Annotated in this window: 16 protein-coding genes; 5 read left to right on the forward strand and 11 right to left on the reverse strand. The window is 71.6% G+C overall.

From position 1 onward, the window contains the following. Positions 1-73: 73 nt before the first annotated feature. Positions 74-499: a PaaI family thioesterase gene (locus tag DK427_RS07350; RefSeq protein WP_109950691.1), complete on the forward strand. Its 426-nt coding sequence runs from the start codon at positions 74-76 to the stop codon at positions 497-499. A gap of 4 nt (positions 500-503) precedes the next feature. On the opposite strand, the gene DK427_RS07355 is transcribed toward DK427_RS07350, so the two are convergent. The 4 genes from DK427_RS07355 to glyA all read right to left on the reverse strand — a co-directional run bounded on the left by DK427_RS07355 (position 504) and on the right by glyA (position 4,247). Next, positions 504-1,142 (reverse strand): riboflavin synthase, encoded by a 639-nt coding sequence (locus DK427_RS07355; RefSeq protein WP_109950692.1) that lies wholly within the window; start codon positions 1,140-1,142, stop codon positions 504-506. Beyond that, entirely contained in the window at positions 1,143-2,276 is a 1,134-nt protein-coding gene (gene ribD, locus DK427_RS07360) for a bifunctional diaminohydroxyphosphoribosylaminopyrimidine deaminase/5-amino-6-(5-phosphoribosylamino)uracil reductase RibD (protein ID WP_245930831.1), read from the reverse strand. After that, positions 2,273-2,806: a transcriptional regulator NrdR gene (gene nrdR / locus DK427_RS07365; RefSeq protein ID WP_109950694.1), complete on the reverse strand. Its 534-nt coding sequence runs from the start codon at positions 2,804-2,806 to the stop codon at positions 2,273-2,275. The genes ribD and nrdR overlap by 4 nt, the downstream gene beginning before the upstream one ends. A gap of 136 nt (positions 2,807-2,942) precedes the next feature. Continuing rightward, on the reverse strand, positions 2,943-4,247 hold the full coding sequence (gene glyA / locus DK427_RS07370) for a serine hydroxymethyltransferase (protein ID WP_109950695.1): 1,305 nt from the start codon (positions 4,245-4,247) through the stop codon (positions 2,943-2,945). Positions 4,248-4,593: 346 nt separating this feature from the next. Between glyA and DK427_RS07375 the strand changes: the two genes are divergently transcribed. Beyond that, positions 4,594-5,358, forward strand: a complete 765-nt coding sequence (locus tag DK427_RS07375; RefSeq protein ID WP_109954054.1) for a lytic murein transglycosylase — start codon at positions 4,594-4,596, stop codon at positions 5,356-5,358. A 53-nt stretch (positions 5,359-5,411) separates the two neighbouring features. On the opposite strand, the gene DK427_RS07380 is transcribed toward DK427_RS07375, so the two are convergent. Continuing rightward, a complete protein-coding gene (locus DK427_RS07380) occupies positions 5,412-6,587 on the reverse strand; it encodes a hypothetical protein (protein ID WP_109950696.1) in 1,176 nt (391 codons plus the stop codon). A gap of 144 nt (positions 6,588-6,731) precedes the next feature. On the opposite strand from DK427_RS07380, the gene DK427_RS07385 reads away from it, so the two are divergent. From DK427_RS07385 to der, 3 genes are all read left to right on the forward strand, one after another. Continuing rightward, a complete protein-coding gene (locus DK427_RS07385; protein ID WP_109950697.1) occupies positions 6,732-7,337 on the forward strand; it encodes an NnrU family protein in 606 nt (201 codons plus the stop codon). A gap of 101 nt (positions 7,338-7,438) precedes the next feature. Continuing rightward, positions 7,439-8,146: a tetratricopeptide repeat protein gene (locus DK427_RS07390; RefSeq protein WP_109950698.1), complete on the forward strand. Its 708-nt coding sequence runs from the start codon at positions 7,439-7,441 to the stop codon at positions 8,144-8,146. A gap of 153 nt (positions 8,147-8,299) precedes the next feature. Beyond that, positions 8,300-9,652, forward strand: coding sequence for a ribosome biogenesis GTPase Der (gene der / locus DK427_RS07395; RefSeq protein ID WP_109950699.1), 1,353 nt, complete (start codon positions 8,300-8,302; stop codon positions 9,650-9,652). Here the strand turns inward: der and DK427_RS07400 are convergent, their stop codons facing one another. The 6 genes from DK427_RS07400 to radA form a co-directional block, all read right to left on the reverse strand. Further along, entirely contained in the window at positions 9,653-10,792 is a 1,140-nt protein-coding gene (locus DK427_RS07400; protein ID WP_109950700.1) for a carboxylate-amine ligase, read from the reverse strand. It lies immediately after the preceding gene. A gap of 54 nt (positions 10,793-10,846) precedes the next feature. After that, positions 10,847-11,257: a dihydrofolate reductase gene (locus DK427_RS07405; RefSeq protein WP_109950701.1), complete on the reverse strand. Its 411-nt coding sequence runs from the start codon at positions 11,255-11,257 to the stop codon at positions 10,847-10,849. Positions 11,258-11,326: 69 nt separating this feature from the next. Beyond that, positions 11,327-12,070 (reverse strand): SDR family NAD(P)-dependent oxidoreductase, encoded by a 744-nt coding sequence (locus tag DK427_RS07410; protein WP_109950702.1) that lies wholly within the window; start codon positions 12,068-12,070, stop codon positions 11,327-11,329. A 5-nt stretch (positions 12,071-12,075) separates the two neighbouring features. Next, positions 12,076-13,557 (reverse strand): amidophosphoribosyltransferase, encoded by a 1,482-nt coding sequence (gene purF, locus DK427_RS07415; RefSeq protein ID WP_109950703.1) that lies wholly within the window; start codon positions 13,555-13,557, stop codon positions 12,076-12,078. 160 nt (positions 13,558-13,717) lie between these two features. Then, a complete protein-coding gene (locus DK427_RS07420) occupies positions 13,718-14,326 on the reverse strand; it encodes a CvpA family protein (RefSeq protein ID WP_109950704.1) in 609 nt (202 codons plus the stop codon). A 143-nt stretch (positions 14,327-14,469) separates the two neighbouring features. Then, on the reverse strand, positions 14,470-15,900 hold the full coding sequence (gene radA / locus DK427_RS07425) for a DNA repair protein RadA (RefSeq protein WP_109950705.1): 1,431 nt from the start codon (positions 15,898-15,900) through the stop codon (positions 14,470-14,472). Positions 15,901-15,912 lie beyond the last annotated feature (12 nt).

Below are 15,912 nucleotides of genomic sequence, written 5' to 3' on the forward strand. Positions count from 1 at the left end.
GAGTGGGGGTAGATCTATTCGTCGGCCGCAGCAGATCCCTTGCCCCGCACCCACCGCCGTGCTGCATGGGGTCATGAGCACGACCGTCCTGAGCCTCGCGGAGACGCGGGACTTCCTCGACCGCGAGTTCCCGCAGATGCAGGCGGGGGGGCGGGCCTATCATCTGGAGGCGGTCGCGCCGCTCGGCGCCCGGATGCGGCTGGAGGCGCACGAGCGCTTCCTGCGCCCCGGCGCCACCGTCTCGGGGCCCGCCATGATGGCGCTCGCCGACTATGCCCTCTACGCGGCGATCCTCGCAAATATCGGGCCCGTGGCGCTCGCGGTGACGACGAGCCTGAACTTCAACTTCCTGCGCAAGCCCGCCTCGGGCGATCTCATGGCCGAGGCCCGGCTGATGAAGCTCGGCCGCCGGCTCGCGGTGGGCGAGGTTCTGATCACGGCGGCGGGCGACGACCTCGTCTGCCACGCCACCGGCACCTACTCGATCCCGCCGCGCTGAAACGTCAGCTGGCGGCCGGCGCCCGCGCCTCGGTGAGCCGCGCGGCGTAACGGGCGATCAGGTCCACCTCGAGATTGAGCCGGTCGCCCTGGCGGCGCTCGCCCCAGGTGGTGACCTCCAGCGTGTGCGGGATCAGCAGGACCGTGAAGAGGTCGCCCTCGACCGTGTTGACGGTGAGCGAGGTGCCGTCGAGGCAGACCGAGCCCTTCGGGGCGATGAAGCGGGCCAGCTCCGCGGGCGCCCGGAGCGTGAAGCGCTCGCTCGCGCCCCAGGAACTCTCCGCGTCGGTGACGCGCTCGTGCGCCACGATCTCGACGAGCCCATCGACATGGCCGGTGACGAGGTGGCCGCCGAGCTCGTCGCCGATCTTGAGCGAGCGCTCCAGGTTGATCCGCCGGCCCGGCTGCCAGGAGCCGACCGTGGTGCGGGCGAGCGTCTCGGCCGCCGCGTCCACGGCGAAGACCGCCCCGCCCTCGGCCGGCTCGACCGAGACGGCGGTCAGGCAGGGCCCCGAGCAGGCGATCGAGGCGCCGAGCGCGATGCCGGCCGGGTCGTAGGCGCAAGCGATGGTCAGCCGCCGCAGCCGCTCGTCGCCCGAGACGGTGAGCACGGTTCCGATATCGCTGACGAGGCCGGTGAACATCTAGGGAATCCGCTCGTAGGTGACGGCCCGGTCGGGCCCGAGGGTGCGCGCCTCGACCGTGCGGAGGCGGCCGCCGTCGAGGAGTGCCCGCAGGTGGGGTCCGATCGCCGGCAGTCCGCCCGCCGGCCCGATCTCGCCCGGGCCGGTCATCAGCGTGCACAGGTCGATCAGATCGGCCTCGGCCAGCGCGTCCGCAAGGCGCGGACCGCCCTCGCTGCACAGGCGCGTCAGGCCGCGCTCGGCGAGTGCGGCGAGCGCCGCCGCGAGATCGACGCGCCCGCGCCCGTCGTCGGCCACGCGGACCAACTCTACCCCCATCGCTTCCAGCATGCGCTTGGCATGAGCCGGGGCGCCGCGGGTGGTCAGCACCAGCGTCGGCACGTCGTGGGCGGTGCGGACCAGCACGCTCTGCGGCTGCAGCACGAGGCGGGAATCGAGAACCACCCGCTGCGGCGAGCGCTGGGCGAGGCCCGGCAGCCGCACGGTGAGCGAGGGATCGTCCGCCCGCGCCGTGCCGATGCCGACGAGGATCGCGTCCGCGTGGGCGCGCCAGAGATGCACGGCCCCGTCCGCGACCGGGCCGGTGATGCGCAGGCGCTCCGGCCCGGAGGCGGCGGCGAATCCGTCGCGGGTCTGCGCGAGCTTCAGGTGGATGGCCGGGCGGCCGTCCACGATCCGCCGGATATGGCCGATGTGGTCGCGCCGGGCCTCCGCGGCGAGCAGGCCGGTCTCGACCGCGATGCCGGCTTCCCGCAGGCGCGTGTGGCCCCGCCCGGCGACGCGCGGGTCGGGGTCCTCGATCGCGCTGACGACGCGCGCGATCCCGGCCGCCACGATCGCGTCGGTGCAGGGCGGCGTGCGCCCGTGATGAGAGCAGGGCTCGAGCGTGACGTAGAGGGTCGCGCCGCGGGCGGCCGCACCGGCCTGGGCCAGCGCCAGGGGCTCGCCGTGCGGGCGCCCGCCCGGCGCGGTCACGCCCTGGCCGACGATCCGCTCCGCCCCCGGCGGCCCGGCGACGACCACGGCCCCGACCGAGGGATTCGGCCAGGTGCGGCCGAGATGGCGCTGCCCGAGCGCCAGGGCGAGGCGCATGTAGCGCGCCTCGCCCCTGGGAGTGCTCGTAGGCCCGCTCATGGCCGCGCCTGCCGGGCCCGGCGCCGGGGGGCGGGGGTGCCTTCCACGGGCGCAGCCTCCGCTTCGGCCTCCGCCGCGAGCGTCCCGCCGAGGGTGCCGAGCAGGTCCTCGAAGTCCTTGGCCTCGCGGAAATTCTTGTAGACGGAGGCGAAGCGCACGTAGGCGACGTCGTCGAGGCCCTTGAGCCCCTCCATCACCAATTCGCCGATCGCCTCCGAGCTGGCCTCGGCCTCGCCGCTGCTCTCGAGCTGGCGGGTGATGCCGCTGACGAGACGCTCGACCCGCTCCGGATCGACCGCGCGCTTGCGCAGGGCCACGTCGATCGAGCGCTGCAGCTTGTCCCGGTCGAAGGGCACGCGCTTGCCGGAGCGCTTGACCACCGTGACCTCGCGCAGCTGCACCCGCTCGAAGGTGGTGAAGCGGCCGGCGCAGTCCGGGCAGACCCGGCGGCGGCGGATCGCCGCCCCGTCCTCGCTCGGCCGGGAATCCTTCACCTGGGTGTCGGAGCCGCCGCAATAGGGACAGCGCATCGGGGGACCTTGGTGCCGTGGAACGAGACGGGCCGCGGATCCGAAAGGATCCGCGGCCCGCGTCCTAGACCGTCGTGCCGACCGCCGAAAGAGCGACCCGCATGGTCGCCGAAAGGGCGGCGGTTACAGAAGAGCCTCAGCCGTAGATCGGGAACCGATCGGTCAGCGCGTGGACGCGCTGCTTGACGTTGGCCTCGACCGTGCTGTCGCCCTCCTCGCCCTTGGCGGCGAGACCGTCCAGCACCTCGACGATGAAGCCGCCGATCTGCTTGAACTCGGCCACGCCGAAGCCGCGCGAGGTGCCGGCCGGGGTGCCGAGGCGGATGCCCGAGGTGATGGTCGGCTTCTGCGGGTCGAAGGGCACGCCGTTCTTGTTGCAGGTGATGTCGGCCCGAGAGAGCGCGGCTTCCGCCGCCTTGCCGGTGAGGCCCTTCTTCTGCAGGTCGACCAGCATCAGGTGGTTGTCGGTGCCGCCCGAGGTGATGTCGTAGCCGCCGGAGATCAGGGTGTCGGCGAGCGCCTTGGCGTTCTCGATGACCTGGCGGGCGTAGATCTTGAACTCGGGCTTCAGCGCCTCGCCGAAGGCCACCGCCTTGCCGGCGATGACGTGCATCAGCGGACCGCCCTGGAGGCCGGGGAAGATCGCCGAGTTGAACTTCTTGGCCAGGGCCTCGTCGTTCGTCAGGATCATGCCGCCGCGGGGGCCGCGCAGCGTCTTGTGGGTGGTGGTGGTGGCGACATGCGCGTGCGGGAACGGCGACGGGTGCACGCCGGCCGCGACGAGACCCGCGAAGTGGGCCATGTCCACGAAGAAGTAGGCGCCGACCGCGTCGGCGATCTCGCGGAACTTGGCGAAGTCCCAGTGGCGCGGGTAGCCCGAGCCGCCCGCGATGATCACCTTGGGCTTGTGCTCGTGGGCGAGGCGCTCGACCTGCTCCATGTCGATGCGCTGGTCCTCGCGGCGCACCGTGTAGGAGACGGGCTTGAACCACTTGCCCGAGACGTTCGGGGGGGCGCCGTGGGTGAGGTGGCCGCCGGCGGCGAGGTCGAGGCCCATGAAGGTGTCGCCGGGCTGCATCAGGGCCATGAACACGCCCTGGTTGGCCTGGGAGCCGGAATTCGGCTGCACGTTGGCGAAGCCGACGCCGAACAGGCGCTTGGCGCGCTCGATGGCGAGGTTCTCGGCCACGTCCACGAACTGGCAGCCGCCGTAGTAGCGCCGGCCCGGATAGCCCTCGGCGTACTTGTTGGTGAGCACCGAGCCCTGCGCCTCCAGCACAGCGCGCGAGACGATGTTCTCGGAGGCGATCAGCTCGATCTCGTGCTGCTGGCGGCCGAGCTCCTGCTCGACGGCGCGGGCGATCTCCGGATCGGCCTGCGTCAGCGGGGCGGCGAAGAAGGTGTCGGTGAAGTGCTTGTCGGCGGCGGTACCGGCGCTCATAGCATGGCCTCTGTTCTTGTAACCGGGCGGGTGGACCCGTCGTCCGTCGGCGTGCACGGGCGGGCTCTTGCAGGCCAGATATCTACACGGGCGCCCGCACGAGTCCAAGCGCATGCATTTTTCTGCATGGTTCAAAAAAATTCATCGCCTGGTCCCGCGTCCCGGGCCGCGAGGGCTGCGTGCGTGAGCCCGCAAGCTTGACGGGACCCCTTGGGATGTGCGTCCCAGCGGACATATAGCCGTGGGAGGGGCGGGGGTCCGGGTCGAGCGACACCCGAGACCGCCGCGACAGGAGTTCGAGATGAGCAGACTCGGGTTCACGAGGTCGGGGATCGCGGCCGGGATCATGGCGGGCCTCGCGCTCGCCGGCTCCGGCCTGCGCGCCGATGCCGCGCAGTGCGGCAATACCGGCGCCGGCTTCGAGGCGTGGAAGCGGGAGTTTATCCAGGAGGCGCGCGGCCGGGCGAGCGCCCAGAGCCTCGCCGCGCTGGCGGAGACCTCCTACTCGACCGCGACGATCTCGGCCGACCGGGGCCAGAAGAGCTTCAAGCTCTCGCTCGACCAGTTCCTGGCCAAGCGGGGCGGCAACACCATCGTGGCCCGCGGCCGCCAGCTGAAGCAGCAGAACGCCGCACTCTTCGCGCAGATCGAGCAGCGCTACGGCGTGCCGCCGGGCCCGCTCTTGGCGATCTGGGGCATGGAGACGGGCTTCGGCGCCGTGAAGGGCAACATCAACACCCTCTCGGCTGTGGCGACGCTGGCCTACGATTGCCGGCGCTCGGAATACTTCACCGATCAGCTCTATGCCGCGCTGACGCTCGTCGACCGCGGCGTCCTCACCGCCTCCACCCGCGGCGCCGCCCACGGCGAGGTCGGACACACTCAGTTCCTACCCAAGAACGTGCTCACCTACGGCACCGGCGGCAGCCTGGACAATTCCAGCACCGCGCTGATGTCGACGGCCAACTTCCTCAAGGGCCACGGCTGGCGGGCCGGCGCCGGCTACCAGCCGGGCGAGCCGAACTTCGCGGCGATCCAGGGCTGGAACGCGGCCGGCGTCTACCAGAAGGCGATCGCGCTGCTGGGCCAGCGGATCGACGAGGGCCGGTAGGGCAGAGGCCGCGACGCCCTCGTTCCTCTACGGGGAGCGAGCGTGTCGCGGCGCTACGGCCAGACCTTGATCGCCACCGGGCGCCGCACGAGGTCGCGCTCGGCCGTGACCGTGCAGCCCTCGGTGCGGATCGTCGCGTAGGTGAGGAGTGCCCGCTCGCCGACATCGTCGAAGTTGCGGCCACTCGCCGCAGGATCGATGAGGGAGGGGTAGGCGATGATCTCACCCTTCGTCCCGCATGGATCGTCGTAGAGCGTGGTGCCGGCGAGCAGCAGCCGCGGCCGGTCCCAGGTGACGAGGTCGCGCGAGCTCGTCCAGTAGAAGCCGGATTGCGGGAACGCGCCGCCGGCCGCCGCCATGAAGACCGCGACGTAGGCGCCGCTGCCGCGCTGGCGCACCACCGCCCCGACCGGTCCGGGGAAGGGGCCGACCGGCCGGCAGGTATCGGCGAGCTTCGCCCGGCCCCGGTAGGGATCCGGAAAGGCCGCGGTGAAGCCGCCGCCCGTCCAGGCCCGCCAGCGCCGCGGGTCGGCGGGGTCGTCGCTGCGGAACAGGCAGACGCCCGCCGGCTGGTCGCTGCCCGGCCGGTCCCAGCCCGTCGTGGCGACGAGCGCGTAGCGCCAGCGCCCGTCGCCGATGATGTTCGAGGGGTTGAAGAAGCCCCGGTGCCGGGTCTGTCCGACATCTTGCGTGAAGGGCGCGCCCGCCACCACGGCGGGCAGCTCCGGCCGCCGGAAGCTGCGCCCGCCATCCGCCGAGGCGACCAGCGTCACCGTGTTGTACCAGCAGGCCATCATGGTCTGCTCGCGGCAGCGGCCCGGATGCGCGTCGGCGTGGTACTCGTGGTGGACGAGGGCCGCCACCGCGCGCCCGTCCTCTGTCCAAGTGGCGGTGATCCAGGAGCGGTCGTCGTAGAGCGCCGGATCCGCCTTGTGGCCGGATTCGAGCACCACCGCGCAGTCGATCTTCAGCCGGTCGAGGTCCGGCCCGCGCAGGGCCCGGTTGCGGTGGTGCAGGCCGAAGGCCACCACCGACCCGCCCGCGTCGCGGAAGGCGCGCAGCGGCGCGTCCGGCAGGTCCACGCCGTCGCAGGCGTCGCGGGGCGCCCGGAACATCGTGGTGGGCGGTCCCACCAGCGTCAGGCTCGACAGGGGCGGCCCGGCAGGCTCCGCGGTGGCCGGTGCGCCGAGGAGCGCGACGGCCAGGGCGAGGGCAGCTGGCGCGCGCATCGCGGATCTCCGGTGAGCCGCGGCAGGCCGCCGCGCGGGCCGGCCGGCCCGACAATCCGCAGGACTTTCAGTCCGGAACCGTTACAAGGAGCTTGAGCGCGCCGCGCCCATCCACAGCCCGCGAGATCTCCCGAGACCCCACCCATGCTGATCATGCTGCTCGGCCTCGTGCTGTTTCTCGGCACGCACTCCTTCTCGATGGCCCGCGCGCGCCGGGCGGAGCTGGTGGGGCGGGTCGGCGAGGCGCGCTACAAGCTCGGCTACACGCTGCTCTCGGTGCTGGGGCTCGTGCTGATCGGGGTCGGCTACGGCCATTACCGGGCGACCGGCTACATCCCGGTCTGGAACCCGCCGGTCTTCACCCGGCACCTCGCCCTGCTCCTCGTCCTGCTGGCCTTCGTGGTGATGGCCTCGGCCTACCTCCCGGGCCGGATCCGGGCCTTTGCCAAGCACCCGATGCTGCTCGCGGTGAAGATCTGGGCGACCGCTCACCTCCTGGCCAACGGCGATCTCGGCTCGATCGTGCTGTTCTCCGCCTTCCTGGCCTGGGCGGTGGTCGACCGCATCAGCGTCAAGCGCCGGGCCGTGCCGGCCGGCGCGGTCGCGAGCCAGCACGGCGGGCAGGCCGCGCCGGCCGGCTGGCGCAACGACGGGCTCGCCGTCGTGATCGGCGTCGCCGCGTGGTTCGTCTTCGCCCGCTGGCTGCATCCCTGGCTCATCGGCGTCGCGGTCTGGCCGGGGCAGGCCTGAGCGCGGTCTGCGCGAGCGGTCGCCAATCCCCGAACAACGTGCTAGGCGCGGGGCCCTGACGGAAGCGAGGTGGTCCGCGATGCGCCGCGGGCCGGGGACGAATGGCTGAGAACAACGAGTTCTTCCGCGAGGTCAACGACGACTATCGCCGGGATCAGGTCGCCAAAATCTGGCGGCGCTACAGCGGCGTGATCATCGCGCTGGCCATCCTCGTCGTGGCCGGCGTCGGCGGCTGGCGCTACTGGCAGAGCGCGCAGCGCTCCGCCGCGGAAGCCGCCTCCGAGCAGTTCGACCGGGCCAACCGCCTCGCCCGCGACGGTAAGGTGCAGGAGGCCGACAAGATCTTCGACGATCTGGAGGCGCAGGGCCCGGCGGGCTACCGCCTGCTCGCCCGCATCCGCGCCGCCACCGAGGCCGGTAAGACAGACCCGGCGAAGGGCGCCGCGGAGTTCGACACGATCGCGGCGGATTCCGCGGTCGGCGAGGGCCTGCGCGACCTCGCCCGCCTGCGCGCCGCGCTGCTGCGCATCGACCTGCCCGATCCGGCGCCCGCGCTCGCCAGCCTGCAGAGCCTCGCCGCCGGCTCGCCCTTCCGCCACACCGCCCGCGAGATGCTGGGCCTCTCCGCGCTCCGGCGCGGCCAGTACGAGGAGGCAGGGCGCTGGTTCGACCAGCTCAGCGCCGATCCGGAAACGCCGCAGGGCCTGCGCCAGCGCATCGAGGTCTACGTGGCGCTGGTGGCCGGCGGCCCTGTGACGGTGACCGAGGCCAAGGCCGAGCCCGCCGCGCCGCCCCCACCGACGCGCTGAGTTTTTTCACCAAGCGCCCGGGCGACTTGGTGTAAGGATCGACTCAGACGCGCCGCCGTCCTGGGCTCTTCGAGGCCCGGGACGGCGGCGCCTTCATTGGAACCCTCGCGGGCGTGAACGTCCCCGCGGGACACGAACGATACGAGAGACACCATGGATTTGCCGACCGTCGCGATCGTCGGCCGGCCGAATGTCGGCAAGTCGACCCTGTTCAACCGCCTGGTCGGCCGAAAGCTCGCCCTGGTGGACGACCGGCCGGGCGTCACCCGCGACCGGCGCGAGGCCGACGTCCAGTTCGGCGGCCTGGAGTTCCGCATCATCGACACGGCCGGTCTGGAAGAGGCCGACGAGGCCACGCTCACCGGCCGCATGCGGATGCAGACCGAGGCGGCGATCCTCGCCGCCGACGTGGTGCTGTTCGTCATCGACGCGCGCGCGGGCGTGCTGCCGGCCGACCAGCCCTTCGCCGAGCTGGTGCGCCGCTCCGGCGTGCAGGTCATCCTCATCGCCAACAAGGCGGAGGGCGGCGGGGGGCTCGCAGGCGCCTACGACGCCTTCCGCCTCGGCCTCGGCGACCCGATCCCGTTCTCGGCCGAGCACGGCGAGGGCGTGGGCGAATTGCACGAGGCGCTGAAGACCGCCTTGCCGAAGCCCGACCCCGACCTGGAGGACGACGACGCGGACGCCCCCGGCGGGCGCCCCTTGCGCGTCGCGATCGTCGGTCGCCCGAATGCCGGCAAGTCCACCCTGATCAACCGGATGCTCGGCGAGGACCGCCTGCTCGTCGGCCCTGAGGCCGGCATCACCCGCGACTCGATCTCGCTCGACTGGGAATGGCGCGGGCGCCGGATCAAGCTGCACGACACCGCCGGGATGCGCCGCCGCGCCCGCATCGACGACAAGCTGGAGAAGCTCGCCGTCTCGGACGGGTTGCGCGCGGTGCGCTTCGCCGAGGTGGTGGTGGTGCTCCTCGACGCGACCATCCCGTTCGAGAAGCAGGACCTGACCATCGTCGATCTCGTCGAGAGTGAGGGTAGGGCGCTCGTCATCGGTCTCAACAAGTGGGACCTCGTCGCCGACCAGCCGGGCCTGCTGAAGACCCTGCGCGAGGATTGCACCCGCCTGCTGCCGCAGGTACGCGGCGTCTCGGTGGTGCCGCTCTCAGGCCTCGCCGGCAACGGCATCGACAAGCTCATGGAGGCAGTGGTGCAGGCCTCCGAGGTCTGGGACCGCCGCGTCTCGACCTCGCGGATCAACGACTGGCTCTCCGAGGCGACGAGCCGCAACCCGCCGCCTGCGGTCTCGGGTCGGCGCATCAAGATCCGCTACGCAACACAGGTGAAGAGCCGCCCGCCGCACTTCGCGCTGTTCGGCAACCAGCTCAACGCCCTGCCGAAATCCTACACCCGCTACCTCGTCAACGGCTTGCGCGAGGCCTTCGACCTGCCGGGCACGCCGATCCGGCTGTCGCTCCGCACCTCCGAGAACCCGTTCGACAAGCGCTGATCAGGGGCGTCCCGGGATCTGGCCGCGGCTCGTCGCGGCCAGCCAGTCCACCACCGCGTCCAGCGCCTGTCGGTTGGTCAGCCCCTGCTCGCGGGCGGCCTCGAAGGCGGCGATCTGCTTGTCGGCGCTGGTGCCCTCGGCGAGGATCGTTCGGGCGTGGGCTGCCTCCTCGGCGCAGCCGAGCGCGGCGGCGTCCTCGGCGACCAGGTCGAGGAGCGCGTCGAGGGCGTCCGCATAGGGCAGCGCCTCCTCCCGCGCCTCGTCGATCAGCTCGGCCCCGATGCCGCTGCGCTGAGCGCGCCACAGGTTCTCCTCGGCGAGCGCCCGCGAGACCCCGTCGAGCCCGGCATTGAGGTCGGGGCGGCGCACCACAAGGCGCACGAGGCAGCGGAACAGGGCGGCGATGGAGAGCGCGTCCTCCAGCCGCGTGCAGGAATCGGCGATGCGCAGCTCCAGCGTCGGGAACTTGATCGAGGGCCGAAGCGACCACCACAGGAAGCTCGGATCCTGGATCGAGCCCGCCCGCTCCATGATGCGGACGTAGCGGGCATAGGCCTCGGGCCCCGGGAACAGCTCCGGCAGGCCGGTGCGGGGCAACTCCCCGAAAGCGCTGAGCCGGTAGGCGGTGAGCCCCGTGGGCTTGCCTTGCCAGAACGGCGAGGAGGTCGAGAGCGCGAAGAGCAGGGGCTGGAACGGCAGCAGCCGGTTCATCAGGTCGATGCGCGCATCCGGGTCCGGTACCTCGACATGGACGTGCATGCCGCAGATCAGGCTGCGCCGTCCCGCGAGGCCGACGTCGCGCAGGATGCCGCGGTAGCGGTCGCCCTTGGTCGGCAATTGCCGGGCCCAGTCGGCGACCGGATGCGTGCCGGCGGCGAAGACGAGGAGTTCGTGCCGGGCCGCAAGATCGGCGAGCGCCGCGCGCTGCTGGGCGAGGCTCTCCCGCGCGGCGCCGAACTCCGTCACCGGCGGCGTGCAGACCTCGACTTGGCACTGCAGCAACTCGCGCCCGGTCTCGGGCAGGCGCTCGGCCACCTCCGTGTGGAACGGCTTCACCGACCGACGGGGCGTGCCCCGGGTCTCGGCATCGGCCAGAAAATACTCTTCCTCGATGCCGAAGCGGAAGGAGGCTGAACGCATGGGGACCCTCGGGGACGCGTGCGCATCAACTCCCGAGGACCCGCAAAGGTGCCGCTAAGGGGCCCGCAGCGCCCCGCCCACCAGCCAGGCCGGGTCGAACCAGCGGTCGGCCTCGCCGTCGTAGGGCAGGCGCGTGATGTCCCAGTGCTGGATGTACTGCGCGTAGACGTTCCAGACCGCGATGCCGCCGCCCACGAAGATGCGCCGGCCGGGATAGCGCTTCAGCACCGCCTCCGGATCCTCGTGCGAGCGGATCACGTCGATGGTGCGGTCCCGGAAGGCGAATTCGGGCACCGAGGCCACCGTCTTCGGGCCCGCGATCAGCACGTGGCCCATGGTGAGCGCGAAGAAGCGCGTCACGTCCTCGACGAAGAGCGGATCGGTGTTGCCCTCCCAGGGAAGGTGCCCGTTGAGGCCGAGCTGGCCTCGCTGGCCGATGGCGCAGATGCAGCGGACGTCGATCATGGCACGCGAACCCGTGAGCGAGGGGCGGGCTCTGCCCGAACCCGCTGGGGCCTAAGGCCCCGGACCCCGTTACCTGGGGACTTGGAATTCGAGAACCCGGTCGGTCGGGAAATCGTAGAGTTTGCCGGTTTCGTCGGAGGCGGGGCTCGCCAGACGCACGATGTGCGGAGCGAGGTCCTCCGGGGTCTTCAGCGTCTCGGGATCCTCGCCCGGCATCGCGGCGGCGCGCATGCTGGTGCGCAGCGGGCCTGGATTGAGCAGCATGGCCCGGATCTTGGTGTTGGCGGTCTCGGCCGCGTAGGTGCGCACCAGTGCCTCCAAAGCGGCCTTCGAGACCGAGTAGGGGCCCCAGTAGGCCCGGCACTTCGAGGCGGCGCCCGACGAGACGAAGAGTGCCCGGCCGGCATCCGACATCTGCAGCAGCGGATCGAAGGAGCGGATCAGGCGCCAGTTCGCCGTGACGTTGATCGCCATCACCTGGTCCCAGACCTTCGGGGTGACGTGCCCGACCGGCATCAGGTTGCCGAGGATGCCGGCATTGCCGACCACGATGTCGAGGCGCTTCCAGCGCTCGTTGATCGCCGCGCCCAGCCGGTCGATCCCGTCGTAATCGGTGAGGTCGAGCGGCACGAGGGTCGCGCTGGCGCCCCGCTGCCGGATCGCGTCGTCGAGTTCTTCCAGCGCGCCCTGGGTGCGGGCGACGGCGATGACGTGCGCGCCGGCTTCCGCCAGCGCCAGGGCCGCCGCCCGGCCGATGCCGCGCGAGGCGCCGGTGACGACGGCGACGCGGCCGTCGAGGCTCTTCTCCGCCATGGTCTTCAGTCCGCCTCGGCCAGCATCGCGAAGCGCTTCGGGCCCGCGATGGCGAGATCCGTGAGCGCGGTCGGGTACTCGCCGGTGAAGCAGTGGTCGGTGTATTGCGGGCAGGCGCTGTCGCGTGCCTCCTCGCCCATCGCCCGGTAGAGGCCGGGGATCGACAGGAAGGCCAGCGAGTCGGCGCCGATATACTGGCGCATGCCCTCGAGATCGTGGGTCGCGGCCAAGAGCTTCTCGCGCTCCGGCGTGTCGATGCCGTAGAAGTCCGGGTGCATGATCGGCGGGCTGGCGATGCGGAAATGCACCTCGCGAGCGCCGGCCTCGCGCATCATCCGCACGATCTTCACCGAGGTGGTGCCGCGCACCAGGCTGTCGTCGACGAGCACGATGCGCTTGCCCTCGATCGCCGCGCGGTTGGCCGAGTGCTTCATGCGCACGCCGAGCTCGCGCACCGACTGGGTCGGCTGGATAAAGGTGCGGCCGACATAGTGGTTGCGGATGATGCCCATCTCGAAGGGCAGGCCGGTCTCCTGCGCGAAGCCGAGCGCGGCCGGCACGCCGGAATCCGGCACCGGCACGACCACGTCCGCCTCCACCCGCGTCTCGCGCGCGAGCTCATGGCCGATGTTCTTGCGAACCGCGTAGACGCTCTTGCCGTTCACCACCGAGTCGGGGCGCGCGAAGTAGATGTACTCGAAGATGCAGGGCCGCATCGGCCGCTTCTCCGCGAAGCGGATCGACTCGACGCCCTCTTCCGAGATCACCACGATCTCGCCGTTCTCGATGTCGCGCACGAACTTCGCGCCGATGATGTCGAGCGCGCAGGTCTCCGAGGCCAGCATGTAGCGGCCGTCGAGTTCGCCCAGCACCAGCGGGCGGATGCCCTGTGGGTCGCGGGCGCCGATGAGCTTCTTGTTGGTCAGCGCCACGATGGCGTAGGCGCCCTCGATCGCCTGGAGCGCGTCGATGAAGCGCTCGATGATCCGGGGTTTGCGCGAGCGCGCCGCGAGGTGAAGGATCACCTCCGTGTCCGAGGTCGACTGCGTGATCGCGCCGTCGCGCACGAGGTCGCGGCGGATGGAGAGCGCGTTCGTCAGGTTGCCGTTGTGGGCGACAGCCAAGCCGCCGCTGGCGAGTTCCGCGAAGAGCGGCTGGACGTTGCGCAGGATGGTGCCGCCCGTTGTCGAGTAGCGCACGTGGCCGATCGCGGCGCGGCCCTTCAGGCGGGCGATGGTCTCGCCGTCCGAGAACGAGTCGCCGACGAGGCCCGGGCGGCGCTCGGAGTGGAACACCGCTCCGTCGAAGGAGACGATGCCGGCCGCCTCCTGGCCGCGGTGCTGCAGGGCGTGCAGCCCCAGAGCCACGATGGCCGAGGCGTCCGGATGATCGAAGATGCCGAAGACGCCGCACTCCTCGCGCAGCGTATCGCCGTCGAGATCGAGATCGAGATCTTCTGAGAAGGAAGCAACGGCGCGGTCGGGCATGATCGAGGTCGGTCCCTGGTGGCCGCCGATGTCCGGCGGCGCGCGCCGGATATGATCGCACGGGCCCGAGGCCCCGCGCGTAGAATCATTCCACCCGGCCGCGTCAACGGCGGTTATCTAGGGGTTTTCCGCCGGCCAACCAAGCGCCGGCGCGCGCAGGTCAGCGTCGCGGCGCCGACGTGGCTCCGCCGTCGGTGCGGCGCTGGGCCGGAGCCTCGTCCGCGGGCGCGTCGACCGGCTCGTTCGGCGGCGTATCGACCTTCGGCTTCTTGAACTGCTTGAGGAAGCCTTCCGGGTTCTCGGGCAATTGCGCGACGAGCGCGTCGCCGGATTTCTCCAGCATCGGGCGCGAGCGCGCCTGCGAGGCCCAGTCCGGCACTTTGCCCTGGACGAGCCAGGACAGGAACACCCAGCCGATCACGCAGATCAGGAAGCCGCGGGCAGCCCCGAACAGGAAGCCGAGCGAGCGGTCGACCGCGCCGATGCGCGAGTCGAGCACCACGTCGGAGATCTTCACGGTGATGATCGAGACGATGATCAGCGTCGCAAGGAAGATCGCGGCGATCGAGGCGACGAGCGCGACCGTATCGCTGTTCACGTGCTGCTTCACGGTAGGCAGCAGCGCGGGATGGAACTTCCAGGCCACGGCGGCGGCGGCGACCCAGGCGATGATCGCGAGCACCTCGCGGGTCACGCCGCGCACGGCCGCGAGCAGCGCGGAGATCACCACGATGCCGAGCACGACGAGATCGAGGATGGAGAACGGCATCAGCGCATCGGGATCGTGCGGGGGGCGGCCATCGGAACGGGCGGTCGCGCGGCTCCCCCGGGAACCGCGGCGCCTGTATATCCCGCCGAACCTCGGCCGTCACCCTTGTGCGGGGATTGCGCCGCAACCCGCGGGCGAGCGACCTAATCCGCCTCCTCGTAGCGCGGGTTGTGGTTCCGCCCACGCCCGCCGCGCTTCGGGCCGTTCGCCGCGATCCCCGCGACCATGTCGGCGATGTGGCGCAGCGATTCCGTCGCGAGCGCCCGGTCGGCGGTCTCGCGGCCCTGCGGCATCAGCGCCTTGGCGAATCCGAGCTTCTGCGCCTCCTTCAGCCTGGCGCTCGCCTGCGCGACGGGCCGGATCGCGCCCGACAGGCCGATCTCGCCGAAATAGACGGTCTCGGCCGGCAGCGCCGCGCCCGACAACGAGGAGACCAGGGCGGCGGCCACCGCGAGGTCGGCCGCGGGCTCGGAGATGCGCAGGCCCCCCGCGACGTTGAGATAGACGTCGTGGCCGGAGAGCCGGATGCCGCCATGGGCCTCCAGCACCGCCAGCACCATCGAGAGCCGGTTCGGATCCCAGCCGACGACCGCGCGGCGCGGCATGCCGAGCGCGGAGGGCGCGACCAGCGCCTGGATCTCGACGAGGAGCGGGCGCGTGCCCTCCATGCCGGCGAAGACCGCGGTGCCCGCGGCCTGATGATCGCGGCCCGCCAGGAACAGGGCGGAGGGGTTCGGCACCTCGGCGAGCCCGCCGTCCGTCATCTCGAACACGCCGATCTCGTCGGTCGGGCCGAAACGGTTCTTCACCGCGCGTAGGATGCGGAAATGGTGGCCCTGGTCGCCCTCGAAGGAGGCGACCGCGTCGACCATGTGCTCGACGACGCGCGGCCCCGCGATCTGCCCGTCCTTCGTGACGTGACCCACCAGGATCACCGCCGTGCCGGTGGTCTTGGCGAAGCGGATCAGGCTCTGGGCCGAGGAGCGCACCTGCGTGACGGTGCCGGGCGCCGAATCGACCGTCTCGGTCCACATGGTCTGGATCGAGTCGATGATGGCGAGCGCGGGCGGGCGCCCCTGCGAGAGCGTCTCGACGATGTCCTCGACGTTGGTCTCGGCCGCGAGCTCCACCGGCCGGTCGGCGAGCCCGAGGCGCTCGGCCCGCAGGCGCACCTGCCCTACCGCCTCCTCGCCCGAGATGTAGGCGACGCGCTGGCCCGTGCCGGCCATGGCGGCCGAGGCCTGCATCAGGAGAGTGGACTTGCCGATGCCGGGATCACCGCCCAGCAGGATCACCGAGCCGCGCACGAAGCCGCCGCCGGTGACGCGGTCGAGTTCCGCGATCCCCGAGGGGATGCGCGGCGCCTGCTTGGCCTCGCCGGTCAGCCCTTCGAGCGGGAAGACGCGCCCCCGCGCCCGCGACGGCCGGGTCGCGGCGGGGCCCGCCTGCACGCCGCCGCCCGGCGTCTCCTCGACGATCGTGTTCCAGCCGTTGCAGGCCTCGCAGCGCCCGCGCCAGCGGTTGTAGACCGCCCCGCAGGACTGGCACACGAAGGTCTGTTGCAGCTTGGCCATGGATCTCGCGCG

Source organism: Methylobacterium radiodurans (assembly GCF_003173735.1).
In the GTDB taxonomy this organism is placed as follows: Bacteria; Pseudomonadota; Alphaproteobacteria; order Rhizobiales; family Beijerinckiaceae; genus Methylobacterium; species Methylobacterium radiodurans.

Bases quoted from the DNA above. Each gene is read 5' to 3' on its own strand.
- DK427_RS07350 (WP_109950691.1), top strand. From the start codon at position 74: ATGAGCACGACCGTCCTGAGCCTCGCGGAGACGCGGGACTTCCTCGAC.
- DK427_RS07355 (WP_109950692.1), bottom strand. From the start codon at position 1,142: ATGTTCACCGGCCTCGTCAGCGATATCGGAACCGTGCTCACCGTCTCG.
- ribD (WP_245930831.1), bottom strand. From the start codon at position 2,276: ATGAGCGGGCCTACGAGCACTCCCAGGGGCGAGGCGCGCTACATGCGC.
- nrdR (WP_109950694.1), bottom strand. From the start codon at position 2,806: ATGCGCTGTCCCTATTGCGGCGGCTCCGACACCCAGGTGAAGGATTCC.
- glyA (WP_109950695.1), bottom strand. From the start codon at position 4,247: ATGAGCGCCGGTACCGCCGCCGACAAGCACTTCACCGACACCTTCTTC.
- DK427_RS07375 (WP_109954054.1), top strand. From the start codon at position 4,594: ATGGCGGGCCTCGCGCTCGCCGGCTCCGGCCTGCGCGCCGATGCCGCG.
- DK427_RS07380 (WP_109950696.1), bottom strand. From the start codon at position 6,587: ATGCGCGCGCCAGCTGCCCTCGCCCTGGCCGTCGCGCTCCTCGGCGCA.
- DK427_RS07385 (WP_109950697.1), top strand. From the start codon at position 6,732: ATGCTGATCATGCTGCTCGGCCTCGTGCTGTTTCTCGGCACGCACTCC.
- DK427_RS07390 (WP_109950698.1), top strand. From the start codon at position 7,439: ATGGCTGAGAACAACGAGTTCTTCCGCGAGGTCAACGACGACTATCGC.
- der (WP_109950699.1), top strand. From the start codon at position 8,300: ATGGATTTGCCGACCGTCGCGATCGTCGGCCGGCCGAATGTCGGCAAG.
- DK427_RS07400 (WP_109950700.1), bottom strand. From the start codon at position 10,792: ATGCGTTCAGCCTCCTTCCGCTTCGGCATCGAGGAAGAGTATTTTCTG.
- DK427_RS07405 (WP_109950701.1), bottom strand. From the start codon at position 11,257: ATGATCGACGTCCGCTGCATCTGCGCCATCGGCCAGCGAGGCCAGCTC.
- DK427_RS07410 (WP_109950702.1), bottom strand. From the start codon at position 12,070: ATGGCGGAGAAGAGCCTCGACGGCCGCGTCGCCGTCGTCACCGGCGCC.
- purF (WP_109950703.1), bottom strand. From the start codon at position 13,557: ATGCCCGACCGCGCCGTTGCTTCCTTCTCAGAAGATCTCGATCTCGAT.
- DK427_RS07420 (WP_109950704.1), bottom strand. From the start codon at position 14,326: ATGCCGTTCTCCATCCTCGATCTCGTCGTGCTCGGCATCGTGGTGATC.
- radA (WP_109950705.1), bottom strand. From the start codon at position 15,900: ATGGCCAAGCTGCAACAGACCTTCGTGTGCCAGTCCTGCGGGGCGGTC.